Origin of the sequence: Paraburkholderia sp. NPDC080076 (assembly GCF_050281145.1) — a bacterium.
Classification (GTDB): Bacteria; Pseudomonadota; Gammaproteobacteria; order Burkholderiales; family Burkholderiaceae; genus Paraburkholderia.
In genome coordinates this window covers 278,842-304,096 of the sequence record NZ_JBNNWQ010000008.1, presented here as the reverse complement: position 1 = coordinate 304,096, position 25,255 = coordinate 278,842, and the positions used below count along the sequence as shown (strand labels likewise).

Annotated in this window: 22 protein-coding genes; 16 read left to right on the top strand and 6 right to left on the bottom strand. The window is 60.5% G+C overall.

Features of this window, described 5'->3' with window-relative positions:
- Nucleotides 1-171 precede the first annotated feature (171 nt).
- The 13 genes from ACQKRQ_RS29175 to ACQKRQ_RS29115 all read left to right on the top strand — a co-directional run bounded on the left by ACQKRQ_RS29175 (nucleotide 172) and on the right by ACQKRQ_RS29115 (nucleotide 15,833).
- Entirely contained in the window at nucleotides 172-2,544 is a 2,373-nt protein-coding gene (locus tag ACQKRQ_RS29175) for a bifunctional salicylyl-CoA 5-hydroxylase/oxidoreductase (protein ID WP_427481086.1), read from the top strand.
- Nucleotides 2,541-3,314, top strand: coding sequence for an SDR family NAD(P)-dependent oxidoreductase (locus ACQKRQ_RS29170; RefSeq protein WP_427481085.1), 774 nt, complete (start codon nucleotides 2,541-2,543; stop codon nucleotides 3,312-3,314). Before ACQKRQ_RS29175 ends, ACQKRQ_RS29170 begins: the two co-directional genes overlap by 4 nt.
- Nucleotides 3,311-3,871, top strand: coding sequence for a MarR family winged helix-turn-helix transcriptional regulator (locus ACQKRQ_RS29165; protein ID WP_427481084.1), 561 nt, complete (start codon nucleotides 3,311-3,313; stop codon nucleotides 3,869-3,871). Before ACQKRQ_RS29170 ends, ACQKRQ_RS29165 begins: the two co-directional genes overlap by 4 nt.
- 34 nt (nucleotides 3,872-3,905) lie before the next feature.
- Entirely contained in the window at nucleotides 3,906-4,757 is an 852-nt protein-coding gene (locus ACQKRQ_RS29160) for an enoyl-CoA hydratase family protein (protein ID WP_427481083.1), read from the top strand.
- Between the two features lies 1 nt (nucleotide 4,758).
- Nucleotides 4,759-5,967, top strand: coding sequence for an acyl-CoA dehydrogenase family protein (locus ACQKRQ_RS29155; RefSeq protein WP_427481082.1), 1,209 nt, complete (start codon nucleotides 4,759-4,761; stop codon nucleotides 5,965-5,967).
- Entirely contained in the window at nucleotides 5,964-6,407 is a 444-nt protein-coding gene (locus ACQKRQ_RS29150; RefSeq protein WP_132379116.1) for an acyl-CoA thioesterase, read from the top strand. Before ACQKRQ_RS29155 ends, ACQKRQ_RS29150 begins: the two co-directional genes overlap by 4 nt.
- Entirely contained in the window at nucleotides 6,404-6,799 is a 396-nt protein-coding gene (locus ACQKRQ_RS29145) for a RidA family protein (RefSeq protein WP_132379118.1), read from the top strand. The genes ACQKRQ_RS29150 and ACQKRQ_RS29145 overlap by 4 nt, the downstream gene beginning before the upstream one ends.
- Before the next feature lie 79 nt (nucleotides 6,800-6,878).
- Nucleotides 6,879-8,519, top strand: a complete 1,641-nt coding sequence (locus tag ACQKRQ_RS29140; RefSeq protein ID WP_427481175.1) for an AMP-binding protein — start codon at nucleotides 6,879-6,881, stop codon at nucleotides 8,517-8,519.
- A 42-nt stretch (nucleotides 8,520-8,561) separates the two neighbouring features.
- The gene (locus ACQKRQ_RS29135) at nucleotides 8,562-9,785 is read left to right on the top strand and encodes a dienelactone hydrolase family protein (protein ID WP_427481081.1); all 1,224 of its coding nucleotides are present in this window, start codon (nucleotides 8,562-8,564) and stop codon (nucleotides 9,783-9,785) included.
- Between the two features lie 73 nt (nucleotides 9,786-9,858).
- Entirely contained in the window at nucleotides 9,859-10,536 is a 678-nt protein-coding gene (locus ACQKRQ_RS29130; protein WP_132379124.1) for a glutathione S-transferase, read from the top strand.
- Between the two features lie 192 nt (nucleotides 10,537-10,728).
- Nucleotides 10,729-12,234: a DHA2 family efflux MFS transporter permease subunit gene (locus ACQKRQ_RS29125; RefSeq protein WP_427481080.1), complete on the top strand. Its 1,506-nt coding sequence runs from the start codon at nucleotides 10,729-10,731 to the stop codon at nucleotides 12,232-12,234.
- Between the two features lie 85 nt (nucleotides 12,235-12,319).
- Nucleotides 12,320-13,153 carry an AraC family transcriptional regulator gene (locus ACQKRQ_RS29120; RefSeq protein WP_427481174.1) on the top strand — a complete coding sequence of 278 codons (834 nt, stop codon included), beginning with the start codon at nucleotides 12,320-12,322 and terminating at the stop codon, nucleotides 13,151-13,153.
- Nucleotides 13,154-13,439: 286 nt separating this feature from the next.
- On the top strand, nucleotides 13,440-15,833 hold the full coding sequence (locus ACQKRQ_RS29115; RefSeq protein ID WP_427481079.1) for an SdiA-regulated domain-containing protein: 2,394 nt from the start codon (nucleotides 13,440-13,442) through the stop codon (nucleotides 15,831-15,833).
- Between the two features lie 335 nt (nucleotides 15,834-16,168).
- Here the strand turns inward: ACQKRQ_RS29115 and ACQKRQ_RS29110 are convergent, their stop codons facing one another.
- From ACQKRQ_RS29110 to ACQKRQ_RS29090, 5 genes are all read right to left on the bottom strand, one after another.
- Nucleotides 16,169-16,753 (bottom strand): alpha-ketoglutarate-dependent dioxygenase AlkB, encoded by a 585-nt coding sequence (locus ACQKRQ_RS29110; RefSeq protein WP_427481078.1) that lies wholly within the window; start codon nucleotides 16,751-16,753, stop codon nucleotides 16,169-16,171.
- A gap of 33 nt (nucleotides 16,754-16,786) precedes the next feature.
- Nucleotides 16,787-16,972: a hypothetical protein gene (locus ACQKRQ_RS29105; protein WP_132379132.1), complete on the bottom strand. Its 186-nt coding sequence runs from the start codon at nucleotides 16,970-16,972 to the stop codon at nucleotides 16,787-16,789.
- A 967-nt stretch (nucleotides 16,973-17,939) separates the two neighbouring features.
- Entirely contained in the window at nucleotides 17,940-18,242 is a 303-nt protein-coding gene (locus tag ACQKRQ_RS29100; RefSeq protein ID WP_427481077.1) for a hypothetical protein, read from the bottom strand.
- Nucleotides 18,243-18,399: 157 nt separating this feature from the next.
- Complete coding sequence (locus tag ACQKRQ_RS29095; RefSeq protein ID WP_427481076.1) at nucleotides 18,400-20,658, bottom strand: molybdopterin cofactor-binding domain-containing protein; 2,259 nt, start codon at nucleotides 20,656-20,658, stop codon at nucleotides 18,400-18,402.
- Entirely contained in the window at nucleotides 20,659-21,186 is a 528-nt protein-coding gene (locus tag ACQKRQ_RS29090; protein ID WP_427481075.1) for a (2Fe-2S)-binding protein, read from the bottom strand.
- Nucleotides 21,187-21,334: 148 nt separating this feature from the next.
- Between ACQKRQ_RS29090 and ACQKRQ_RS29085 the strand changes: the two genes are divergently transcribed.
- Nucleotides 21,335-22,231: a LysR substrate-binding domain-containing protein gene (locus tag ACQKRQ_RS29085; protein ID WP_427481074.1), complete on the top strand. Its 897-nt coding sequence runs from the start codon at nucleotides 21,335-21,337 to the stop codon at nucleotides 22,229-22,231.
- On the opposite strand, the gene ACQKRQ_RS29080 is transcribed toward ACQKRQ_RS29085, so the two are convergent.
- Nucleotides 22,218-23,105, bottom strand: coding sequence for a LysR substrate-binding domain-containing protein (locus tag ACQKRQ_RS29080; protein ID WP_427481073.1), 888 nt, complete (start codon nucleotides 23,103-23,105; stop codon nucleotides 22,218-22,220). The genes ACQKRQ_RS29085 and ACQKRQ_RS29080 overlap by 14 nt on opposite strands.
- Before the next feature lie 241 nt (nucleotides 23,106-23,346).
- On the opposite strand from ACQKRQ_RS29080, the gene ACQKRQ_RS29075 reads away from it, so the two are divergent.
- Together ACQKRQ_RS29075 and ACQKRQ_RS29070 are read left to right on the top strand one after the other, a co-directional pair.
- Nucleotides 23,347-24,303: an amidohydrolase family protein gene (locus ACQKRQ_RS29075; protein ID WP_012428925.1), complete on the top strand. Its 957-nt coding sequence runs from the start codon at nucleotides 23,347-23,349 to the stop codon at nucleotides 24,301-24,303.
- Nucleotides 24,303-25,229, top strand: coding sequence for an amidohydrolase family protein (locus tag ACQKRQ_RS29070; RefSeq protein ID WP_012428924.1), 927 nt, complete (start codon nucleotides 24,303-24,305; stop codon nucleotides 25,227-25,229). The genes ACQKRQ_RS29075 and ACQKRQ_RS29070 overlap by 1 nt, the downstream gene beginning before the upstream one ends.
- Nucleotides 25,230-25,255: the final 26 nt, after the last annotated feature.

Here is a 25,255-nt window from a genome sequence, read left to right as displayed (position 1 = left end):
ACTTTATTTTCACAGCTGCTGTAATCCACCCGACAATCTAGTCCGGCTGGCCGTCAGGCCAGCGCCGCGCCGCGTTGTGGCTCGGTGTTTTTGCCCGCACATTTACTTGACATCTAAACTATCTACGCCTAAATTATCTCCATCAGCAGCGTTCACATATGGGGAACAAGCATGCGCATCGTTTGCATTGGTGGCGGCCCGGCCGGTCTGTACTTCGGCCTCTTGATGAAGAGCCGGAACCCGGCCTACGATGTCACGGTGGTCGAGCGCAACCGCCCTTACGACACCTTCGGCTGGGGCGTCGTCTTCTCCGACCAGACACTCGGCAATCTGCGCGCCGCCGACGCCCCCAGCGCCGACGCGATCCTCGACGCCTTCAATCACTGGGACGACATCGAGATCAATTTCCGCGGCCGGCAAATCCGTTCATCGGGTCACGGCTTCTGCGGCATCGGCCGTAAGCGTCTGCTGAATATCCTGCAAGCGCGTTGCGAGGAACTCGGCGTCAAGCTGGTTTTCGAAACCCAGGTCACGGACGACAGCGTCTACGAGGCCGACCTGATCATCGCTTGCGACGGCGCCAACAGCGCGGTCCGTCAAAAGTACGCGGCCACCTATCGGCCCTCCGTCGACATGCGCGATTGCCGCTTCGTCTGGCTCGGCACCAAAAAACTCTTCGACGCCTTCACCTTCGCCTTCGAAGAAACCGAATTCGGCTGGTTCCAGGCGCACGCCTATCGTTTCGACGATCAGACCTCCACGTTCATTGTCGAAACACCGGAGCGCGTGTGGCGCGCCGCCGGCCTCGACGAAATGAGCAAGGAAGACAGCATTGCCTTCTGCGAAAAGCTGTTCGCGAAGTATCTGGACGGCAACCCCTTGTTGTCGAACGCGGCGCATTTGCGCGGCTCGTCGCAATGGATTCGCTTCCCGCGCGTCGTCAACGAGGAATGGGTGCATTGGCGCAGCAACGCGGACGGCACGCAAACGCCGGTCGTCCTCATGGGCGATGCCGCGCATACCGCTCACTTCTCGATCGGCTCGGGCACCAAGCTCGCGCTCGAAGATTCGATCGAACTCGCCAACAGCATGAGCGCGCATCCGGGTGACCTCGCCGCCGCGCTGAAGCATTACACCGACGTGCGCAGCATCGACGTATTGCGCATTCAAAACGCGGCGCGCAATTCGACGGAATGGTTCGAGCATGTCGACCGCTACACGTCGTTCGAGCCGGAACAGTTCGCTTATTCGCTGCTCACGCGCTCGCAGCGTATTTCTCACGAAAATTTGCGTGAACGTGATGCGCAGTACCTGTCCGGCTTCGAAGACTGGCTCGCCCAGCGCTCCGGCGTGAATCGCGCGCCGGAGAAGCACTCCGTCCCGCCGATGTTCACGCCCTTCACGCTGCGCGGCGTCACGCTGAAAAACCGCGTGGTGGTGTCGCCCATGGCGCAATACTCGGCCGTCGACGGCATTGCGGGCGACTATCACCTGATGCATCTTGGCGCCCGCGCGATGGGCGGCGCAGGGCTCGTCATGACGGAAATGACCTGCGTCTCGCCCGAAGCGCGTATTACGCCCGCGTGTCCCGGCATGTACGCGCCCGAGCATCTCACCGCGTGGAAGCGCATCGTCGATCTCGTGCATCGTCAGTCGGATGCGAAGATCGGCATTCAGCTCGGCCATTCCGGCGCGAAAGGCTCGACACGTGTCTCGTGGGAAGGCATCGATCAGCCACTCACGGAAGGCAACTGGCCGCTCATCTCGGCATCGCCGCAGCAATATCTGCGTGGCGTCAGCCAGCATTCGCGCGAAGCCACGCAAGACGAGTTGCGTGAAATCGAAGCGCAGTTCGTCCGCGCCACGCAAATGTCGGTGGAAGCGGGTTTCGACTGGCTCGAATTGCATTGCGCGCACGGCTATTTCCTGTCGAGCTTTCTGTCGCCACTGACCAATCACCGCACCGACGAATACGGCGGCTCGCTGGAAAATCGTCTGCGCTACCCGTTGCAGGTTTTCAAGGCGATCCGCGCGGTCTGGCCGCAAGACAAGCCAATTTCCGTGCGCATTTCCGCGAACGATTGGGTCGAAGGCGGCACAACGCCCGACGACGCAGTCAAGATCGCTCAAGCCTTCAAGGCCGCCGGCGCCGACATGATCGATGTATCGTCGGGCCAGGTCAGCAAGGAAGAAAAACCGGTATTCGGCCGCATGTTCCAGACGCCATTCGCCGACCGCGTGCGCAACGAAGCCGGCATCGCGACCATCGCGGTCGGCGCGATCTCCGAAGCGGATCACGTGAACAGCATCATCGCGGCAGGCCGTGCGGATCTGTGCGCGATTGCGCGCCCGCATCTGGCGAATCCTTCGTGGACGTTGAATGAAGCGGCCAAGATCGGCTATTTCGATGTGATGTGGCCAAAGCCCTACACGGCGGCGAAGTCCCAACTGGAACGCAACCTCGAACGCGAGCGCGCTCAAGCCGCCGCGAACGCCGGTCTGTCGCCGCAAGAACGCGCGCAACGCGCTGAAGGAACCGTGTGAACACGCTCAATTTCACCCTCGCGGGACAGCACGCGGTCGTCACCGGTGGCGGCAGCGGCATCGGCGCGGCAGTCGCGGAAAGCTTGCTGCGCGCCGGCGCGCGCGTGACCTTGATGGGCCGCAATGCGGAACGTCTCGACATGCAGCGCGAAAAGTGCCGCGCGCTGGGCGACGTGGCGTGCATCAGCGTCGACGTCACGCAGGAAGACTCCGTCGCGAACGCGTTCCGTGAGGCCGGCGCAGTCGACATCCTCGTCAACAACGCGGGTCAGGCGCAAGCCGCGCCGTTCACACACACCGACACGGCGCTCTGGCAGCGCATGCTGGACGTGAACCTCACCGGCGTCTTTCTCGGCACGCGCGCGGTATTGCCCGGCATGCTCGAACGCGGTCATGGACGCATCATCAACGTGGCCAGCACGGCGGGACAGATCGGCTACGCGTACGTCGCTGCCTATTGCGCCGCGAAACATGGCGTGATCGGTCTGACGCGTTCGCTCGCGTTGGAAGTCGCGACGAAAGGCATCACCGTGAACGCCGTGTGTCCGGGCTATACGGAAACGGAACTGCTGCACGCATCGCTTGAACAGATCACCAGCAAGACCTCGCGCACCGAACAACAAGCGCGCGAAACCCTGCTTCGCTCGAATCCGCAACATCGCTTCGTGAGTCCGGAACAGGTCGCCAATGCGGTGCTGTGGCTCTGCCAACCCGGCTCGGACGCCATCACGGGGCAATCCATTTCCATCTCTGGTGGAGAAGTGATGTGACCAAGTCATCGAACATCAAGAAGCCCGCGGCGGCGGCTGAAACGAAACCGCAGCGCAAAGGCGTCCCCAAACCCGCGGACAACGTCGTGGACCTCGAAATGAGCACCGGTGCGGATAGTCACATGGGCTTGCGTCTGTGGCTGCGCATGCTGACCACGACCAACCTCGTGCAAGCCGAATTGCGCAAGCGTCTGCGCAACGAATTCGACACTACGTTGCCGCGTTTCGATCTGATGGCCCAATTGGAGCGACATCCCGAAGGGCTGAAGATGACCGAACTGTCGCGTCGTTTGATGGTGACGGGCGGCAACATCACCGGCATTACGGATCAGCTTGAAAAAGAAGGACTGGTCTCGCGCGACAACGATCCGAACGACCGCCGCTCGATCAGCGTGTGTCTGACACCAGCGGGTCGCAAGGCGTTCGACAAGATGGCGGTCGCGCACGAGCAATGGGTAGTCGAACTGTTCGGCGGTTTGAGCCTCGATGAAAAATCGCGCACCCATCAACGCCTCGGCAAACTCAAGCAACATCTGCTCGACAGTCTGAAAGACTGATCGGCATCGAAACGAGCGGACATAGGAGACATTCATGACACGATCCAACGCCGATGCCCTGCTGGCCGGCAATCGCCTCACGCTAGCCGGCTACGAAGCGCGGCACTTCGGCTGGTCGGTCGCCGGCAAGGTCGCGACGATCACGCTGAACCGCCCGGAGCGCAAGAATCCGCTGACTTTCGAGTCGTATGCCGAGTTGCGCGATTTGTTCCGGCAATTGACCTATGCGACCGACGTCAAGGCAGTGGTGATTCACGGCGCCGGCGACAACTTCTGTTCCGGCGGCGACGTGCACGACATCATCGCGCCGCTGATCGATCTGCCCATGCCGGAACTGCTGCTCTTCACGCGCATGACCGGCGATCTGGTCAAAGCCATGCGCCATTGCCCACAACCGGTGATTGCGGCCGTCGACGGCGTCTGCGCCGGCGCCGGTGCGATTCTCGCGATGGCGTCCGACATGCGGCTCGGCACCGCGCGCAGCAAGCTCGCTTTCTTATTCTCACGCGTCGGTCTCGCGGGCTGCGATATGGGCGCTTGCGCGATTCTGCCGCGCATCATCGGCCAGGGCCGCGCCGCCGAATTGCTCTTCACCGGACGCTCGGCAAGCGGCGACGAAGGCCACGCATGGGGCTTCTACAACCGGCTGTGCGAACCCGCGGCGCTCCTTGAAGAAGCGCACAAGCTCGCCGCCGACCTCGTCGCCGGTCCGACTTTCGCGCACGGCATCACGAAGAAGATGCTGCATCAGGAATGGAGCATGAGCATCGACGAAGCGATCGAGTCCGAAGCGCAAGCCCAGGCGATCTGCATGAGCACACGCGATTTCGAGCGCGCCTACAGTGCGTTTGCCGCGAAGTCGCGTCCGGTGTTCGAAGGAGACTGAGTTGAGCGCCAACACCGAACTGGATCTGCATAGCGCGCTGGCGTGGCCGTTCTTCGAGCCGCGTCATCGCGAACTGGCCGCGGGCATCGAAGCATGGTGCCGCGAGAACCTCTCGCACGAAGACCACAAGGACGTGGATGCGGCCTGCCGTCATCTGGTGCGTGAACTCGGCGCCGCAGGCTGGCTGAAGTACGGCGTGGGCGGCGTTGCGTACGGCGGCCACGGCGATACGATCGATACGCGCGCCGTTTGCCTGCTGCGCGAAACGCTGGCCAAACACTCGGGACTCGCGGACTTCGCTTTGGCGATGCAGGGGCTTGGTTCGGGCGCCATCTCGCTCGGCGGCACGCACGAGCAGAAGACACGTTACCTGCCGCGCGTCGCCAACGGCACGGCCATCGCAGCGTTCGCGCTGTCCGAGCCTGAGGCGGGCTCCGATGTCGCCGCCATGGCGCTGTCCGCCCGCGACGACGGCGACACCTACATGCTCGACGGCGACAAGACGTGGATCTCCAATGGCGGCATTGCCGATTTCTACGTGGTGTTCGCGAGAACCGGCGAAGCGCCGGGTGCGCGCGGCATTAGCGCATTTATTGTCGATGCAAAAACGCCGGGCCTGGAGATCGCCGAACGCATCGACGTGATCGCGCCGCATCCGCTCGCGCGCCTGCACTTTGCGGGCGCTCGCGTGCCGCGCAGCCAGATGCTCGGCGCGCCCGGTGAAGGTTTCAAGCTCGCCATGCGGACGCTGGATATTTTCCGCACTTCCGTGGCGGCCGCGTCGCTCGGGTTCGCGCGTCATGCAATGGCAGAAGGTCTCGCGCGTGCCGCGTCGCGCAAGATGTTCGGGCAAACGCTCGGCGATTTTCAGCTGACGCAGGCCAAACTCGCGCAGATGGCCTTGACCATCGATAGCAGCGCGTTGCTGGTTTATCGCGCCGCGTGGCTGCGCGATCAAGGCGAAAGCGTCACGCGTGAAGCCGCAATGGCGAAGTGGCACGCCAGCGAAGGCGCGCAACAGGTGATCGACGCCGCGGTGCAACTCTACGGCGGCATGGGCGTGCAAAGCGGTACGGCCGTCGAGATGTTGTATCGCGAGATTCGCGCGCTGCGCATTTACGAAGGCGCGACCGAAGTGCAGCAATTGATTGTCGGACGCGATCTGCTGAAAGCGCATGCTGCCGCGACTGCCGGAGCGAACCTCAAATGAGCGCGTCTTTCGAGCGGCCCGTACGCATCCGTTTCTCGCACTGCGATCCGGCGGGCATCGTGTTCTTTCCGCAATATCTGGTGATGACCAACGCGCTGGTCGAAGACTGGTTCAACGAAGGCCTGCATATCGATTACGCGCACATGATCTCGCAACGCCGCCTCGGCTTGCCGATCGTCAAACTCGACTGCGAGTTTTCGCGGCCGAGCCAGATGGGCGAAACGATCACGCTGACACTTAATGTTGCGGCGATCGGGCGGCGCTCGATCAGCATCGAGATCGTCGGCCATTGCAACGGCGAAACCCGTTTCCGCGCGAAACAGGTGCTCGTCACGACGTCGCTCGAACGCGGCACATCCATCGACATTCCCGCCGACATCGCGAGCGCGCTCGCGGCGTTCGCTCCACAGCCCGACTCCATTGAGGCGCATCGCTCATGAAAAAAGCTCTTCTTCCCGCCGGCTGGGTCAAGCCGCGTGGCTACGCGAACGGTGTCGCGGCAAACGGTACGCAGGTGTTCATTGCCGGCCAGATCGGCTGGGACGAACAGGCGCGTTTCCAGACGACCGACTTCGCCGCGCAAGCCATCCAGGCGCTCAAGAATGTGCTCGCCGTATTGCACGAAGCGGGCGGCAAGCCCGAGCACCTGGTGCGATTGACGTGGTATGTCACCGACAAACGCGAGTACCTCGCTTCGTTGAAAGACATCGGCCGCGCGTTTCGCGAGCTGATCGGCGACTACGACATCGCGATGAGCGCGGTGCAGGTCGTCGCGCTGATTGAAGACGAAGCGAAGGTCGAAATCGAGGCGACCGCCGTGGTCCCTCAGTAACAGAGCAACGAAGCACACGAAAAGAACCCACCAAGCCAACCGAAGCGCATTTAGCCGGCTCAACGCCCGGGAGACCATGATGGAACCGTCAGCACACGTCGATACCTTCGCGCGCGACAATCTTCCGCCGCAGGATCAATGGCCCGTCTTTCTGCTCGACAACCCCGACGTCGCGTACCCGGCGCGCTTGAACTGCGCGACGGAGTTGCTCGATAGAACCATCGATGCAGGCCACCGCGATCATCCTGCGATCTGGTCCGATGTCGACGGCACACCGCGCGCCACCACTTACGGTGAACTGCTGGCGCTCGTGAATCGCAGCGCGCACGTGCTGGTCGACGAAATGGGACTGCAGCCCGGCAACCGCGTTTTACTACGCGGTCCGAACACGCTGCACATGGCCGTGACCGCGCTCGCGGCGCTGAAGGTCGGACTAGTGGTGGTGCCGACCATGCCGCTATTGCGAGCCAAGGAACTGAAGCAGATCATCGAGAAAGCGCAGGTCGGCGCGGCGTTGTGCGACGCCCGCCTGACCGCCGAACTGGCACGCTGCACCAATCCAGAAGACGAGTTCTATTGCGCGGGTCTGAAGCAAACGCGACTCTTCCACGACGACGCCGCCGATTCGCTCGATACGCTCGCGATCAACAAGCCCGACCACTTCACCGCGTGCGACACCGCCGCCGACGACGTCTGCCTGATCGCGTTCACCAGCGGCACGACCGGTGCGCCGAAAGGCTGCATGCACTTTCATCGCGATGTCGTGGCCATGTGCGATCTGTTCCCGCGTCACGTGCTCAAGCCCACATCGAACGATATTTTTTGCGGCACGCCGCCGCTCGCGTTTACGTTCGGGCTCGGCGGCCTGCTGTGTTTTCCGTTGCGAGTTGGCGCCTCCACGGTGTTGATCGAGAAGCTCACGCCCGAGACGTTGCTGCAGACCGTCGAGCGTTTTCACGCGACCGTCATGTTCACCGCGCCGACTTTCTATCGGCAAATGGCGCCGCTGGTTGCGCACCACGACGTCTCTTCGCTGAAGAAAACCGTGTCGGCGGGTGAAGCATTGCCGGATTCGACACGGCGTCTGTGGCGCGACGCGACAGGCATCGACATGATCGACGGCATTGGCGGCACTGAGTTGATCCACATTTTCATTTCGGCGCAAGGCGACGAGATTCGCCCGAACGCCATCGGCCGCGCGGTGCCGGGTTACGTCGTGCAGGCCGTGGATGACGACATGCGACCGGTCGCGCCCGGCACGATCGGCAAACTCGCGGTGCGCGGCCCGACCGGCTGCCGCTATCTCGCCGACGAGCGGCAGAAGAAATTCGTGCGCGACGGCTGGAACCTACCTGGGGATTCCGTCTATCTCGACGAAGACGGCTACGTGTTCTACCAGGCACGCGCCGACGACATGATCGTCTCCGCCGGCTACAACATCTCCGGCCCCGAAGTGGAGAGCGTCCTGCTGCAACACGACGCGGTGTCCGAATGCGGCGTGATAGGTGCGCCGGACGAAACCCGCGGGCAGATCGTCAAGGCGTTCGTCGTGGTCAATCCGGGTTACGAGCGCGACGACAAATTGGTCGCGCAACTGCAGGATTTCGTGAAAAATAGCGTGGCGCCGTATAAATATCCACGTGTCATCGTTTTCGTCGATTCACTGCCGCGCACCGAAACCGGCAAGCTCAAACGCTTCGAGTTGCGTACGATGGCCTAGCACACATTTGTCGATCAACGATCGACACAGGAGACACACCGCATGGCCGCCTCTTTCATCGAAGTCGTCGCCCAGGATGGCGGCCGTTTCAATGCGTACGTCGCGCGCCCCGCGCAAGGGTCGGGGCCGGGACTCGTGCTCCTGCAGGAAATTTTCGGCATCAACGACACCATGAAGGCGATGGCGGACCGCTTCGCTGAGGAAGGCTATGTGGTGCTGGTGCCGGATCTGTTCTGGCGGATCAAACCGGGCATCGTGCTCGGATATGGCGAAGCCGACATGAAGCAGGCGCTCGCCTATCTCGGCCAGTTCGACACGGACCTCGCGATCGACGATATCGCGGCCACCGTCGCCGCATTGCGCGCCATGCCCGAACAGGCCGGCAAGGTGGGCACAGTGGGTTACTGCCTCGGCGGCAAGCTCGCGTTCCTGAGCGCCGCGCGGACCGATGTCGATTGCGCAGTCAGCTACTACGGCGTGGGCCTCGAAGCGTATCTGGACGAAGTGCCCGCGATTCGCTGCCCGATGGTGTTCCACTTCCCCGAAAACGACTCGCATTGTCCGCCGGAAACCCGCGAACGGATCAGCGCAGCGTTGCGCACGCGGCCGCAAATCGAGCAATACGTGTACCCCGGTTGCGATCATGCGTTTGCCGCGCCGTCGCGTCCGCAATACGACAAACCCGCCGCGATGATGGCCTATTCGCGCACGCTTGCGCTGATGCGCAAGGTGCTGGGTCCGGTCTACGATCTCAACGCGCTGTGGGAAGCGCATTGCTACTACGAGTTCGCCACGCGTGACGTGGATGCGGTCATGCCCACCATGGTCGCGCAACCCTACGTCAATCACGTTCCGACCATGACCGGCGGAGTCGGTCATGACAACCTCAAGCGTTTCTATACGCATCACTTCGTCAACTCGAATCCTGTCGATACGAAGCTGATTCCGATTTCGCGCACCATCGGCGCGGATCGCATCGTCGACGAATTCATTTTTAGCTGCACGCATAGCTGCGAGATCGACTGGTTGCTGCCCGGCGTCGCGCCGACCGGTAAGTATTTCGAGGTGCCGATGCTCGCGGTCGTGTGTTTCCGCGGCGACAAGCTTTATAACGAGCACATCTATTGGGATCAGGCATCCGTGCTGGTGCAGGTGGGCTTGCTGAACCCAGAGGGGCTGCCTGTGGCCGGTATCGAAAGCGCGCGCAAGCTGCTCGACGAAACGCTGCCGTCGAATCAATTGATGGGCGGCAAATCACGCGTGTGAGGTGCGACTAGAGGCCCGCCTCTGCACAACAACCTTATGATGTGACACTCCATTGGCCACCGTCCCTCGACCCATGCTGACCGTCCATCATCTGAACAACTCCCGCTCGCAACGTGTGCTGTGGCTGCTCGAAGAACTCGGCGTTCCTTACGAGATCAAGCGTTACCAGCGCGATCCGAAAACAATGCTGGCGCCACCCGAGTTGCGCGCGGTGCATCCGCTCGGCAAGTCGCCGGTGATTACCGATGACGGCCAGACTATCGCGGAGTCGGGCGCGATCATCGAGTATCTGATCGGCAAATACGGGCAGGGACGGTTTGCGCCGGCGCCGGGCACGCCGGAGCGGCTGCGTTACACGTACTGGCTGCATTACGCGGAAGGTTCCGCGATGCCGCCGCTGCTGCTCAAGCTCGTGGCGCTGCGCATTGCCAGCGCGCCGATGCCGTTCTTCGCCAAGCCGATCGCGCGCAAGATTGCCGGCACGTTGCAGTCGAGCTTCATCGATCCGCAGTTGAAGCTGCACCTCGGCTACATCAACAAGGAACTGAGCGCGACCGGCTGGTTCGTCGGTGACGATTTCACGGCGGCTGACGTGCAGATGAGCTTCCCGCTCGAAGCCGCCACGGCGCGCGGCGGCATGGAAGGCCAGATTCCGGCGGTGGTCGATTTCCTCAAGCGTATTCATGCGAGGCCGGCTTATCAGCAAGCGCTGGAGCGCGGCGGCAAGTACGAATTGCTCGGCGGCGATTGAGGTTTGCGCGGCCCTGGAAATCGTAGTTGTGGGCCCAAACCCGCGGGTGCTAGACTGAAAAATCCCATTGTCGTCAACGAGTTGCCAACCGGTTGGACGGTGTTGCGGCCGGTTGCGTTTCTTTCGGCGCGGCGTCTGTTTCAGCGGCGGCGCGTCCGGCATCCGATAGACCGTGCCTAAGGAGCCGCCTGCATGACCCATTCCATCCACGGCAACAAACGCTGGCTCGCACTGATCGTGCTGTGCCTCGGCGTGCTCATGATCGTGCTCGATACGACGATCGTGAACGTTGCGCTGCCGTCCATTGCGGCGGATCTCGGTTTTACCGAGACATCGCTCGTATGGGTGGTCAATGCGTATATGCTCACCTTCGGCGGTTGCCTGCTGCTTGGCGGGCGGCTCGGCGACCTGTATGGGCATCGCAAGCTGTTTCTTATCGGCATCACGTTGTTTACGCTGGCGTCGCTTGCTTGTGGGATTTCGAACTCGCAAGGACTGCTGGTGTGCGCGCGGGCCGTTCAGGGCGTGGCGGGTGCGATTGTCTCGGCGGTTTCGTTGTCCCTCATCATGAACCTGTTCACAGAGCCCGGCGAGCGTGCCAAAGCGATGGGCGTGTACGGTTTCGTGTGCGCGGGTGGCGGCAGCATCGGCGTGCTGCTCGGCGGGCTGCTGACCAATCTGCTGAGCTGGCATTGGATCTTTCTCGTCAACCTGCCGATCGGTATTGCCGTGTACGCGCTGTGTGTCGCGCTGTTGCCGTCCGCGCGCGGGCATGCGCACGGCGAGCGGCTCGATGTGGCCGGCGCGGTGTCTGTCACTGTTTCGCTGATGCTGGCGGTCTATGCGGTGGTGAATGGCAATGAGGCTGGTTGGACTTCGGCGCAGACGCTCGGTTTGCTGTTTGCCGCGTTGGCGCTGCTTGTCGTGTTCCTTGTGATCGAAGCGCGCGTTCAGCATCCATTGATGCCGCTTGGTCTGTTCCGCTTGCGCAATGTCGCGACCGCGAACGTGGTCGGCGTGTTGTGGGCGGCGGCGATGTTTGCCTGGTTCTTCATCTCTGCGCTGTATTTGCAGCGTGTGCTTGGCTATCGGCCGTTGCAGGTCGGGCTTGCGTTCCTGCCGGCCAATCTGATCATGGGGTTCTTTTCGCTCGGGCTGTCGGCGCGGGTGGTGATGCGCTTTGGGCTACGGCTTCCGCTGGCCGTCGGTCTGCTGGTCGCGGCGTGCGGTCTTGCGTTGTTCGCTCGCGCGCCGGTGAGCGGCAGCTTTGTGCTCGATGTCATGCCCGGCATGATTCTGCTCGGCTTCGGCGCCGGTATCGCCTTCAATCCGATGCTGCTCGCCGCCATGAGCGATGTCGATCCGAGTGATTCGGGGCTCGCGTCGGGTATCGTCAATACGTCGTTCATGATGGGTGGCGCGCTTGGGCTTGCGGTGCTGGCGAGTCTTGCCGCCGCGCGGAGTGAGGCGATGCAGGCGTCTGGTGATGCGGTCGCGGCGCTGAACAGTGGGTATCACGTCGCGTTTTTGTTTGGGGCGATCTTTGCGGCAGTGGCGGGGGTGCTTGGCGGGCTGTTGTTGCGGCCGGGGCACACGGGTTCGGCTGGGGCGCAGGAAGGGGCTCACGGTCACAACGTGACGGCAGCGGATGGACACTCCCCCGCCACGGGCAACAAAGCCGCGACCGAAAACTACTAAACGCCGCCCCGCAAAACCGCAATCCCGATCAAACATCCCGGATCGGCGCTCGCTATGCTGGTTCCATGCTGACATGAGAGCCCATATGAACCCGGTTGGAAAAGCGCTGTGGTTTATCGAAAGCCACTTTGCCCACGAGTTGACGCTCGACGACATCGCCAACTGCGGATGCGTGTCGCGCTTTCACCTGGCGCGCGCCTTCGAAGCGGCCACGGGGTTTTCGGTGATGCGCTATGTCCGCGGGCGTCGCTTGACCGAAGCGGCACGCCGTCTGGCGAGTGGCGCACCGGACATCCTCGCGGTCGCCATCGACGCCGGCTACGGTTCTCACGAGGCATTCACACGCGCGTTTCGCGAGCAATTCGGGCTCACGCCCGACGCGCTGCGCGCGCGTGGCCATCTCGACAATCTCGCCCTCGTGGAGCCGATCAAAATGGACGAAACCCTGCTTACCCATCTCGAACCGCCGCGCTTTGAAGACGGTAAAGCGTTTCTTGTTGCGGGTCTGAGCGAGCGCTATACCAGCGAAACCTGCGCTGCAATTCCGTCGCAGTGGCAGCGCTTTGGTGACTACTTCGGCAAAGTGCCTGGGCAGATCGGCAATGTGGCGTATGGCGTCTGCTATAACGCTGACGATGCTGGCAACATTGACTATCTGTGCGGTGTCGAAGTCAGTGACTTTTCAGCATTGCCTGCTGAGTTGAGCCGCCTGCGGATTTCGCCGCAGCGGTATGCGGTGTTCAGCCATCGCGAGCATATTTCGACTATCCGGCGTACCTGGAACACGATCTGGAATCAGTGGCTGCCGGCATCGGGACATATTCCTGCTGATGCGCCGAATTTCGAGCGGTATGACGAGAAGTTTGATCCTGTTAGTGGGATGGGCGGGCTTGAGATATGGTTGCCATTGAAGAGCTGAGGAGCCTCCATTCTCGGTGCGGCGATGCGTGTGGCGGGTGCGTTTACGGTGACATTGAATAATCACCTGCACAAACGCCCGAAGCGCCCGATGTTCGCCATGTGCATTCTTGAATGAGAATGCACACATATCGATCGCGAGATTATCTTGCTCGCGCTGAACGTCTTGATCTTGCTATTTCGCGATTCGCCACGTCCCGGATATCGTCAGGCAATCTGTCGTACTCGTTGCGCTTGAAATCAGGCGGTGGGGCAGCCTGAAAATCGGTCGCAAATCGCATCTCCGGTTGGACAGCGTCGACCGCCAAACCAAAGATATCGGCTATTCCTGCCCGAGCGCGCTCTCGTACAGTTTTATCGGTCATGAAAATGCAATACACGTCCGATATGGTCGCGAATTCTTCAACCTTTCAAATACTTACCGTACCGTGAAAATAAAACTTTTAATTTCTGCGATTCTCGCAGCCGGTCTTAGTGCATGTGGCGGGGGCGATAATAGCAGCAGCACTGCTGGTGACACTGGCGGCAATGTAGCGCCTGTAGTAGATAGCAAAATTCCTACGCTTGCATTTGCCAATCCGCAAAGCACCTATGATTTGAATAGCTACACGCAGACAGCAATGTTTCCTCTGCAGTTCGCTACGACCGGCACCAATCTGCTGAATGCAGAGGCGTCCGGCGTGACCTATGACAAGGATACCGATTCGCTGTTTGTCATTGGCGACGGTGCGACCTCAGTGGTGCAGGTTGCAAAGAGCGATGGTCACGTTATCGATTCCATGACGCTTAATGCCGGCGACTTCGAGGACACTGAGGGCATCACCTATGTCGGTGGCGGCAAGTTCGTATTGGTGGAAGAGCGTCTCCGTCAAGTCGATCTGTTCACTTACGTTCCTGGTGGAATACTGCGCAGAGCAGACGTACAGTCCGTCAAACTGGGGACAACGGTTGCCAACGTCGGTATTGAGGGTGTTACTTTCGACACCAAAACAGGCGGCTACATTGCCGTGCGCCAGTCGCAACCCACCAGCATCTTCCAGGCCGCAATCAATTTTGCGGGCGGGTCGGCGACAGCATCGAACGGTACGCCCATCTTGCCGACGACAGACAATCCGCCGGTGCTGTTCGATGCGGCCACGACGGGCCTTTCTGCGTTCAATGACGTTTTCTCGGTGTCGAATATCGTACCGAGCAGCGCTCCGGATTACGGCAACATCATCATCATCGGCGCGCCGGATGGCAAGATCGTCGAGATGGATCGTACCGGCAAGTTGCTGAGCAGCTTGTATATGAGTGCCACTGCCCAGAATGAGGGTGTGACGATGGGCCCGGACGGGACTATTTATGCGGTTGGTGAACAGGCCGCGGGGCCGAGCCTGCCAGGCCTGACCATCTTCAAGCCAACCACCAGCACAAACAATGTCGGCATTGGCAGCAACCTCTACCTGACGTTCGATCAATCGGTGAAGGCGGGTGCGGGTAATATCGTTCTCAGTAACGGCGCTGACGATACGCGGTCGATTCCCGTAACCGACGCATCGCAAGTGACGTTCAGCGGTAATGTGATGAAGATTCATCCGAAGTTCTACATGGTTGCCGGCACCACCTACCACATCACGTATCCAATGGGGGCGGTCAAGACGGCAGCGGGGAACGATACCTCTGCCGTGTCCGACTTATCGACGTTCTCGTTCAAGGCGATTGGTACCGTTGACCACACAGCCCCGACATTGACCAGCACTGCGCCGGTCGATGGCGCGACAGGCATCATCGGCAACCACATGACACTGTCGTTCAGCGAAGTCGTGCAGGCCGGCACAGGTAACATTGTTATCAGCAACGGCTCTGATACGCGTAATGTGTCCGTTGACGACACGACCCAGGTCAAATTCAACGGCGGTCGGGTGAGCATCACCTTGACGACACCGTTGCAGGATAGTTCTCGCTACACCGTGCAATTGGCCGGTGGCGTTATCACTGACCTGTATGGCAATGCGTATGCAGGCACGACGCAGAGCTTCACGACTGCAGCAGCAGGTGCGCCAGCGCCGACCGTGCTGATCTCGGAGGTGAACTCGAACGCAGACGGCGGTCAGGATTTCTTTGAAATCTATAACTATGGCAGCACGGCAATTGATCTGACCGGCTGGAAGTGGGGCGACAATCATGCTGACGTCAACGATGCCAACAATAGCGCGGCATTTGTAGCCGGTACGATGCTTGCACCGGGTGAACATCTGGTCGTTGTGCCGGGTGTGCCCGGAACGGACGAAAATACGTTCCGCACAACCTGGGGCCTCGCTGGCACGGTTCCGGTCGTTGCGATGTTGAACGTCAACAACGATGCAGCGAATCCGATCGGTTTGGGTAAAGGCGATGCGGTGGTCGTCTATGATGCGAACGGTAATGTCGCGGCTGCAATGAACTACGGCACACCGATCAATGCAGCGCAGGGAGACGGCACGATGAAAGCGATTCCATCGGCCTCGGGTGCAGATGCCAGCCTCGTTGCCGCCGGAAATCATGCTGGTGCCGTCTTCGCCGGTGGCAACGCGAAGGTTTCCGCGGTATGGGATACGGTTTCGACAACGACGCCAAACTATGTTGAGGCGGTGATTGGCGTGCACGGCGGCATAGCCGAACCGCTTAAACCTGCGTCGATTGGTTCACCTGGACAGTAATTTCCTGCCGCTTTGCGGCATGAGTATGGCGAAGAACCGTCCGACTATGTCGGGCGGTTTTTTTATGGTCTACGAACCCGAACTCGCACCGAATGTCGGCTGCGGGGTGAATTGAATCACGCCCACGGAGGCCCGCTCGTGGGCGACCTGAGCCGAACGACGGTGGGCGCAGTTCGACCCACAACGGACGACCGCCCTATGTTGCTCGGGCGATCGGTTCCAAGTTGCAAGCGGTCATTCACAATCGCACTTGCGATGTCACCGCAGCCCACATTTGCCCTCGTCCGCGCCGCTATCAAACGCGGCCGGGGGCTGACACCGAAAGTGCAAATGACTCAAGCGGTGCCAGCCGGTCCCCACACGATGACGTCGCCGTGCCAAAGGTTGATCCTGCGAGCATCCACCGAAGACTCGCGCTCCTTGAAGAGAAATGCGCTTGCCATGCCCAATACAAATGCAACAATAGGCGCGCCACCTTCTGGCCAGCTCATCTCCTGATGCAAAGAGACGCGCGCGCCTGGCGAAGAGTGACTGTGCAGACTGACGTCAGGGACAAAGTAATTGAAGCCCACGGCAGCGGCGGCGTCCCGCCCTAAACTCCTCAATACCTCTGGTATTGCCGCACGCGGCACGTCGATCGGAAAGTGATCTTTACTTCGCTCGATTGTCGTGCAGCCCAGATGAAAACATGTTGTGGAGTCGCCGGACATGCTCAGTCCACTCGGCGTTACAGAGGGGCGATTAGGTGACGATTTTTGTAGCTCGGCTAGGCCGCGCTGCAGGTCTTCCCCGTAGCGCAGCGCAAACCCACGCAAGACAAAAGCGCCATGCTCGAGAGCGCGATAGTCAGGGTAGTCGATCATCAAGTGAGCCTTGTCGGTCATAAGAATTGCATCGTCAGAAAAATGCAATGGCTCCAAGAAATTTTTCGGATGGTTGGCAGCAGCCCCGCACTACTTCACTGGCTCTTTGGGCACGACGTCCATCACCTGGTTAAGGTGTTCCGTTTCGTCTGGTTCGATGATGGCAGCGAGCCCGGTCTCTGATCCGGTATGGCGTTCAAATAGAGCTAGAAGTTCAGGGCGCAGTCCGTCACCGCGTTGAGCAGCGAGAGCGTGAAGCGAGAGAAATGGCAGCATGATTAAACTCCATTCAATGAAAGACCGGCGAACGCGATGCCGATGAGAGAATTGACGTATTGGCCGCGTGCGCAACAAGGGAGGTTCGATCGCGCCCTGCGTCGTGCACCGACCTTGGCTACTGCGGGATTCAATGATTAATCTATGGCAGCCGCTCGATACAAACACTCCGTTTCTTGCTATTTGATTTCTGTGAACGGAAAGCGTCGCCAGCGCGAGGGCGGCCGTGACGGCTTGTATCGGAAAAGAGAAGTGCTCTAACTCCGTTTTCACAACCTCGTCTGTGCAGCATAGTCCTCAAGCGGCCGCCGTTGTTGCCGACGTCGAATCGACGCATACACCTGGATCCCATCGACACATCGTCTTCGACAGAAACGGTTTCCTCTGAAGCAACAGGATCGGTGAAGCTGGAGCGTCCGCTTACAGGGGGCGGAGCCGACGCCTGAATGTCTCAGCGACGCATCGGACGAAGGTCTCTTAGTTGCCGCGCGCAGCCCGAGAGTGGCCGGGTCGATCGTAACGCTGGAGACCCTTAGCGCTCCAGCAGCGCTCCGAATTTCTCTTGCGGGAAGCAGCCGGTCGTAACGCTGCCGACCTGAGCTACCGCTCAAGCTCAGGAGTATCCGCGCGAGAAGCTACGCTAGAGATTCAGACCGCACCAGGGGCGCAGGATAGCTGCCATCCGCGATCGTCCGCCCCTAGCGGACCCGATATGACGTCGCACCGGCGTAGTGCTCCGCCGTTGACCGGTCTCCGGAGGGAGGGGCGGTATCCATTCCATCTCGACCCGTTGCAGTCAATTGACCCGCTCGAAACTCGTCACTCAGCGAAACAAGCCCAGCGGCGGATTCCTGAAAGCGAAAACGCGCAGATTTATCTGCGCGTCTCTACGTTATTCCCTTAACAGACCAAGGACGTCTAGGCACCACCCAATCAACGACACAAGGCTGCAATCAATGCGGTCAATTTATGCGCCGCCGAAAAACACGGGCTTCATTCCATCATTCGGGTCCGGGCGAATAGAGCCTTGGATTTTATGTCCCAAGTGGGCGACGGCGGTGCCGAACGAGCGCAGTTGATGATGGCTGCCCGACACTGAAGTACCGTCAGCGACGCCGCCAAAATCGGTCGCAGCGCCACTTCCTGGATTCACGCTAGTTTGCGCGGCCTGAACATTGGTCGGAGCGACCGCTTCGTTCGATTGAGCAAAAGATGAGGCAGCCGGAATTGCAAGAGCAGCTACGACGATGAGCGATTGAACGAGTTTCATGATGCTTACCTCCAGACTTCGTTTGTCCGCAAACGCCCGTTTGCGTTTCAGTACTTGCAGTCTAGGCTGTGGCCTGCTCGCAATTAAGTACTTGCAGAACAAAACAATGTTGTAGAAATAAGTACAAACCCTTAGAACCAAGCGCCACGCACGCAGTTCAAGCTTTCCCTTTCCCACCCACCTTCGCGAGATCGAAGGGCGTCTCCCTCAACCGTCGCCCAGCAAGCCTAAACACCGCATTAGCAATCGCCGGCGCCACCGAAGGACTAGACAACTCCCCCACCCCACCAGGCTTCGACGTATCCCCCTGCACAATCAAAATATCAATCTCCGGCATATCACTCATCCGCATCACCCGATACGTATCAAAGTTTTTCTGTTCGACCTGCCCATGCCGAATATCGATGCGATCCGCCGTCGCATGCCCTAACCCCCACATCAACCCGCCATAAAGCTGCTCCTCGACCCCACCCGGCGAAACAGCCAACCCACAATCCGCGACACAGGTCAGCTTCTCGATTACAACACCATCGCCTTTCCGAGCAACACGCGCCACAACAGCAACATAACTGCTATAAGCCTGATTAGTCGCCACGCCCACAGCAGTCCCAGCAGGCAACGCCTTTCCCCAGCCAGCACGTTTCGCCGCCTCCATCAAAACAGCCTTATGCCTAGGGTCCTTCATATGCGCTAACCGAAACTCAACAGGATCCCGACGCCCCGCATGCGCGGCCTCATCCATAAAAGACTCAACCGCAAACACGTTCGGGATATAACTCACCGCCCGATACCATCCAGTCGGCACACCGGTCTCATGCCGCACCCAACCAATATCCACATGCGGCGCCCCATACGCGAACTCATACTTACTGATCGCTTCAGTCGTGCTGTAGTCCATCCGGTCCGGCCGATCGAAGTACCCGGGCTCCCACTGTTCCGGCGAAGCAGGCATCACCGCCCGCAACTGCAATGTCGCCAGATTCCCGCGCTTATCGAGCACAGCCTTCGCCCGATGAAAACTCGCCGAGTGGTAATAGAGCGCCCGCATTTCATCTTCACGGCTATTCATCAACTTAACCGGCTTCCCAACTTTCAACGCCAGCCAGGTCACTTCAAAAAGCCAGTACTTCGACTCACGCGACCCAAAGCTGCCACCTGAAACAAGCTCATGCAGCACCACACGATTCGCCGGGATACCGCCGACCACCTCAGCCGCCTCCTGCACCGTTGAAGGCACTTGCAGCCCACCCCAATACTCAATTGCACCGTCCTTCTTAGCCCACGCAGTCACGTTAATCGGCTCAAGCGAACACTGCGCCTTATAAGGCATCGAATAAGAAGCCTCAATCACCCGCGCCGCGTGCGCAAACGCAGTCTTCAAATCCCCACTCTGAACAGTCGGCACCACCCGCGCCGCAGGATCATCGAGCCACGCCGCCTGACGCGCAGCAAGCGTGCTGCTATCAAAAGTCTCAAGCGAACTATCTTCCCACTCCACATGCAACGCTGCCTGCCCCTTATGCGCCGACCAATAGTCATCCGCCAACACAGCCACGCCAGCCTGGTTGCCACCGAGAATGTCGGGCCGCCCAGGAATCTGCAAAACCTGCCGCACGCCTGGCACGGCCAACGCCGCTTTAGCATCCACGCTGCGCACGCGCGCATCGATCACCGGCGCGCGCGTGACGACAGCGACCAACATGTCCGGCAACGACACGTCGATGCTGTACGGAAACGCGCCTCGCGCCTTCTCCGCAGCGCCGCGTTTCTTCCGCAATTTGCCGATGTATTTGAACTGCGACGGATCTTTCAACGCGACATCTTTCGGCGCAGGCAATTGCGCCGCGACCTGCGCAAGCGATCCATAGTTCGCACGCTTACCGCTAGCCTGATTGACCACGAAGCCGTTATCCGTCGAACACGTTGCCGGCTCCACATTCCATTGTTTCGCCGCAGCGGCGATCAACATCGCGCGCGCCGTCGCGCCCGCACGTCGCAAGCGCTCGTATTCCAGCGACACGCTCGTACTGCCGCCCGTCGAAAACACCTTCCACAATGGATGAATGTAATCGCCGTAAAACGGATTCTCCGGCGTGATCACATCGACGCGAAACAGATCGACGTCCAGTTCTTCCGCGACCATCGCAGCGAGCGCGGTACGCGTGCCCGTGCCGGAGTCATGTTTGTGGACGACCAGCTTGATCGTATCGTCCGGTAGCACGCGCACCCACGCATTCGGTTCGAACTCACCGGCCTGCGGTTTGGGATCACCGCTTTTGTTGTCGCCCTTGCCGAAGGCATCGGGCAACTGGAAGCCGATCGCGAGACCCGAGGCCAACAGCGCCGAACTCTGCTTGATGAAGCGACGGCGAGCAGCGCCGCGATCGCTGGTCAGCGCTTCTTTGTCGTTGCGCATTCAAGCCTCCTCGTTCGTGACGTGAGACGAGCAGGCGGACGCGCAAGCGGGCATCTCCACAGCCGCCAGCGCCGGATCACCCGACGCCGCCCGCTTGATCGCCTTGCGAATCAGCGAATACGTGCCGCATCGACAGATGTTGCCGGACATCGCCGTCGTGATGGTTTCATCGTTGACGGTCGGCTTGTCCTTGAGAAACGCGGCCGCCTGCATCAACTGACCGGACTGACAGTAGCCGCATTGCGGCACATCCTCGGCGACCCACGCGAGTTGCAGTGGATGCCGGCCGTCCTTCGACAACCCTTCGATCGTCGTAATGCGTTTGCCGGCCACGGCTACAGCAGGCAGCAAACAGGAGCGCACCGCCTCGCCTTCCAGATGCACCGTGCACGCGCCGCAAAAGCCGCCGCCGCAACCAAATTTCGTGCCGGTCAATTTGAGCCGGTCGCGCAATACCCACAACAGGGGCATGTCTTCCGGTACATTGTCGAGCGAGTGCCGCGTGTCATTGACCACGATCTCGATCATGCGCTGTCTCCTGAATGTCGTTGTGCAGCGCGGCGCATTGCATGAGTGGATGCGTGACAAGGGTCGCGTGCTTGCGGTCATTATTGAAAGCCGTTAAGCACAACGCCAGCGACCATTTCTTCCATCACCCGTAAGTCCGGCTAACACCATGTTGAAGCGCTATCCGTCTATCCAGTCGATGCAGGCCTTCCTGCAAGCAGCGCGCGTCGGCAGTTTCTCGAGCGCCGCACGGCAGTTGTCGCTCACGCATAGCGCGATCAGCCAGCAGATCCGCACGCTCGAAGAGTTCGTCGGCCAGCCGCTCTTCGTGCGCGAAAGCGGCCGCGTGGTATTGACCGATGCGGGCGTGTTGTTCGCGAATCAGTTGGCGGATGGCTTCGAGCAAATCGATCGCGCGTTGTCGTCGGTAAAAGAGCGCACGGTCAAGCAGTCCGTCACGCTCGACGTCGATCCCGAACTCGCGCAAAGCTGGCTGGTGGCGCGTTTGCCGGCCTTGCTCGGCGCGTTGAGCGGGACATCGCTCACGGTGCTGTCCACACCGCGTCATGACCGCAGCGCGTTCGAGCGCGTGGATATTGCTTTGCGATATGGGTATGGAGAATGGGACGGCTTCGAAAACGCGCTGATCTGCGGCGACCGTCTGACTGCTGTGGGCGCGCCCTCATTGTTGCAGGCACGCGGGCTCAGCGTGCCGCTCACGCCTGAGCAGCTACTGGAGCTGCCATTGCTCGGCTATACAAAGCGTTCGTGGATTCCCTGGCTCGCCGCTGCGGGTCTGCCCGAGGTCGAACCCGACGCCATCGCGGTTTTCGACAACGCCGCGGGCTTGATCGCCGCCGCCAGCGCAGGCGTGGGCGCGGGTTTGGCGCGTGGCCTGCTCGCCGCCGACGCGCAACACAACGGCACGCTAGTCGAACTCACGCAAGTGGAAATTCCGACGCACTACAACCTCTACGCCGTATGGCCGCGCGAAAAAGCCGAGCGCGTGGCGCCGCTGATCCAAGTGATCCGCGACCTTGTCGCGCAAACGGTCAGCTCACACTAGCCGTCACTTCCCGCACGGTTTCGAGAAACAGCGACAACACCGGCGAAGGCGTCTCGGCACGATAGCGCGCGTGCAGCGACACTTCAGGCCGCGGCGCAGCCACCGGCACGAACGCGACACCACCCGTCGACAACTGCCGCGCGGACGATGGCAGCAACGCCACACCTAACCCTTCGCGCACGAGACACAACAACGTATGCACCTCGACGACTTCCTGTTCGATCCGCGGTGTAAACCCTGCCTCAACACAACAGTCCTGTAGAAAGCGCGCCAATTGCGACTGCCGCAAACCGAACGACACGAAGCGTTCGGCCTCCAACTCACGCAATGCAATCTCTCCGCGCGACGCCAGCGCATGCCCCAACGGCAACGCGACCACCGCCGACTCACGCATCACCACTTCGCTGCGAATCTCGGCGTCTTCATGCGAGACGCGAAAGAAACAGACATCGAGCCGGCGCTCTTTCAACGCGAGAATCTGCGCGGCCGGCGTCATCTCATGCAGCGTCCACCGCACTTGCGGATGCTTCTCCGCGAATACCCGTAGCGCGCGCGGAATGGGCTCGACCATCGCCGAACTGATGATGCCAATCTCGAGGCTCCCTACTTCGCCACGCCCCGCGCAACGCGTCAGATCGATCGCGCGTTCGAACTGCGCGAAGATCAACGGCACCTGTTCTTTAAGTGTTTTCCCTGCCTCGGTGAGTTCGACACGGTGTTGCGAGCGCATGAACAGTGCCGTGCCCATCTCCTCTTCGAGGATGCGAATCTGCTGACTCAGCGGCGGCTGGGAAATGTGCAGCCGCGCGGCTGCCCGGCCGAAATGCAGTTCGTCGGCAAGCACCGCGAAGTAACGCAACAGCCGGATGTCCATATCGCAAACGTATCAAGATCGTGGTTAAAAAATATTGTACAGAGCGTTTTTATCTTGTGAGACTGCATCGCAAGCAGCAGTGCACATCAGTGTGACACTCGATGCCGGCGAGGGGAAGGCGCACGAACACTGCGCCTTGCAAAGGGCCGCATGGGCAAGCCCAACGGGCTGAGTTCCATCGATGCGCCTGCCCGCGATCCGGCAACTGGATACACCAGTTCCTCTCAAGGAGATCGAGTACATGATCATCGACACCAGCTGTTATCCGACCAACCTGGTCGACCTCGCGTGGCGCCATGATGGCGAGCCATTTTCCGGCGAGCGTCTGATCGAGGTGATGGACGGCCCCTACATCATCAACGGCAAGCCTCGCCGCATCGACAAGGCCTTCATTCAGCCGCCGCAAGGCAACACCATCTATACGTGGACCGACGGCGAACGCTCGGGCCGCGAGTCGATCGACGACTACATGGCGTACACCGTGGAATGCGTTCAGAAATACCCGGACCGTCTGCTCGGCTGTTTCGTCTACAACCCGCGTTGCGGTCCGGAGAACGGTGCTGAAGCCATCGAGTTTTACGCGAAGGAACACGGCTTCAAGATGGTCCAGTTGCAGGCCAACATGCATGCATACCGTCCCGACCGCGCGCTCGACTGGCTGCGCCCCGCGTTGCGCAAATGCGCGGACCTCGGCCTGCTCGTGAAGCTGCATACCGGCGACGGCCCGTACAGCATTCCGAGCGAGTGGTATCCGCTGATTCGTGAATTCCCGTCGGTGAATTTCATCATGGCGCACTTCGGCGTGCAGACGGGAGGCGTGTATTGCTTCGAGCCGTATCAAATGGCGCTCGACACACCGAACGTGTATTGCGAATCGAGTTGGTGTCTGCAATCGCGAATCGTCGAATTCGCGAAGGTGCTGCCCACGCACAAGATTCTCTACGGTTCCGACACGCCGCCGAACGAGCCGGGCATGTGGCTGCGTTTGCTCGAAGTGTTGTGTCACGAGCCGCCGCAAGGCCTGAATCTCGACGAAGACACGCTCGAAGACTATCTCGGCAACAACCTCGCCCGCATGATCGGCATCGAGCCGAGCGCGCCGCCGAGAAGCGTCGAAGAAGCGCAAGCCTATCTGAAACACCATGCCGGCGCCGCGAAGAAACACGCGGGCCAGGCCGACTACGCAGGAGCCCGCTGATGATCATCGATACCCATCTGCATCCCACCAATCTCGTCGACGAAGCGTGGCGCCATACCGGCGAGCCGTTCACCGGCGAACGCCTGCTGAAGATGATGGACGGTCCGTACATCATCAACGGCAAGCCGCGCCGTATCGACATGGGTTTCATTCAGCCGCCCCCGGGCAACACGGGCTATCGCGATGGCAACCGACGCGGCCGTGAAGGCATTCGCGATTACATGTCGTATATCGCCGAACTGACGCAGAAGTACCCGGATCGCTTTATCGGCAACTTCACGTACAACCCGCGTTGGGGCCCGGAGAACGGCGCGGCCGAGCTCGAATTCCACGTAAAGGAGTACGGCTTCAAGATGCTCAAGCTGCACGCGAACATGCACGGCTACCGTCCGGATCGCGCGCTCGACTGGTTGCGTCCCGCGATGAAGAAGTGCGCCGAGCTCGGTGTGGTCGTGCTGATTCACACCGGCGACGGACCGTACACGATTCCGACGCAGTTCTATCCGATCATCCGCGAATTCCCGATGGTGAATTTCATCATCGGTCACTTCGGGATTCAGACGGGCGGCAACTACTCGTTCGAAGCCTTCTGGATGGCGATGGATACGCCGAACGTGTACTGCGAATCGGGTTGGTGCTATCAGTCGCGCATCGTCGAATTCGCTCGCGAACTGCCGCGCAACAAGATCGTGTTCGGCACGGATTCGCCGCCGAACGAGCCGGGCATGTGGCTGCGCGAACTCGAAATGCTGTGTGGTCCCGCGCCGCAAGGCATGAATCTGGATGAGGATGGCCTCGAAGACTACATGGGCAACAACATCGCCCGTCTGGTCGGAATCGAGCCGACCAAGCCGCCGAAGGATCTCGCCGAAGCGGAGAAGCGTTTGAAGGCGACTTATGTGAATGACGTCACGCAGCCGGCTTAACGCTGACTGGCTGATGTTTTAAAGCA

Excerpts from the sequence above, each read along its gene's own strand:
- ACQKRQ_RS29175 (WP_427481086.1), top strand. The coding sequence starts at position 172 with ATGCGCATCGTTTGCATTGGTGGCGGCCCGGCCGGTCTGTACTTCGGC.
- ACQKRQ_RS29160 (WP_427481083.1), top strand. The coding sequence starts at position 3,906 with ATGACACGATCCAACGCCGATGCCCTGCTGGCCGGCAATCGCCTCACG.
- ACQKRQ_RS29150 (WP_132379116.1), top strand. The coding sequence starts at position 5,964 with ATGAGCGCGTCTTTCGAGCGGCCCGTACGCATCCGTTTCTCGCACTGC.
- ACQKRQ_RS29145 (WP_132379118.1), top strand. The coding sequence starts at position 6,404 with ATGAAAAAAGCTCTTCTTCCCGCCGGCTGGGTCAAGCCGCGTGGCTAC.
- ACQKRQ_RS29140 (WP_427481175.1), top strand. The coding sequence starts at position 6,879 with ATGGAACCGTCAGCACACGTCGATACCTTCGCGCGCGACAATCTTCCG.
- ACQKRQ_RS29135 (WP_427481081.1), top strand. The coding sequence starts at position 8,562 with ATGGCCGCCTCTTTCATCGAAGTCGTCGCCCAGGATGGCGGCCGTTTC.
- ACQKRQ_RS29130 (WP_132379124.1), top strand. The coding sequence starts at position 9,859 with ATGCTGACCGTCCATCATCTGAACAACTCCCGCTCGCAACGTGTGCTG.
- ACQKRQ_RS29125 (WP_427481080.1), top strand. The coding sequence starts at position 10,729 with ATGACCCATTCCATCCACGGCAACAAACGCTGGCTCGCACTGATCGTG.
- ACQKRQ_RS29120 (WP_427481174.1), top strand. The coding sequence starts at position 12,320 with ATGAACCCGGTTGGAAAAGCGCTGTGGTTTATCGAAAGCCACTTTGCC.
- ACQKRQ_RS29105 (WP_132379132.1), bottom strand. The coding sequence starts at position 16,972 with ATGCTGCCATTTCTCTCGCTTCACGCTCTCGCTGCTCAACGCGGTGAC.
- ACQKRQ_RS29100 (WP_427481077.1), bottom strand. The coding sequence starts at position 18,242 with ATGAAACTCGTTCAATCGCTCATCGTCGTAGCTGCTCTTGCAATTCCG.
- ACQKRQ_RS29095 (WP_427481076.1), bottom strand. The coding sequence starts at position 20,658 with ATGCGCAACGACAAAGAAGCGCTGACCAGCGATCGCGGCGCTGCTCGC.
- ACQKRQ_RS29090 (WP_427481075.1), bottom strand. The coding sequence starts at position 21,186 with ATGATCGAGATCGTGGTCAATGACACGCGGCACTCGCTCGACAATGTA.
- ACQKRQ_RS29085 (WP_427481074.1), top strand. The coding sequence starts at position 21,335 with ATGTTGAAGCGCTATCCGTCTATCCAGTCGATGCAGGCCTTCCTGCAA.
- ACQKRQ_RS29080 (WP_427481073.1), bottom strand. The coding sequence starts at position 23,105 with ATGGACATCCGGCTGTTGCGTTACTTCGCGGTGCTTGCCGACGAACTG.
- ACQKRQ_RS29075 (WP_012428925.1), top strand. The coding sequence starts at position 23,347 with ATGATCATCGACACCAGCTGTTATCCGACCAACCTGGTCGACCTCGCG.
- ACQKRQ_RS29070 (WP_012428924.1), top strand. The coding sequence starts at position 24,303 with ATGATCATCGATACCCATCTGCATCCCACCAATCTCGTCGACGAAGCG.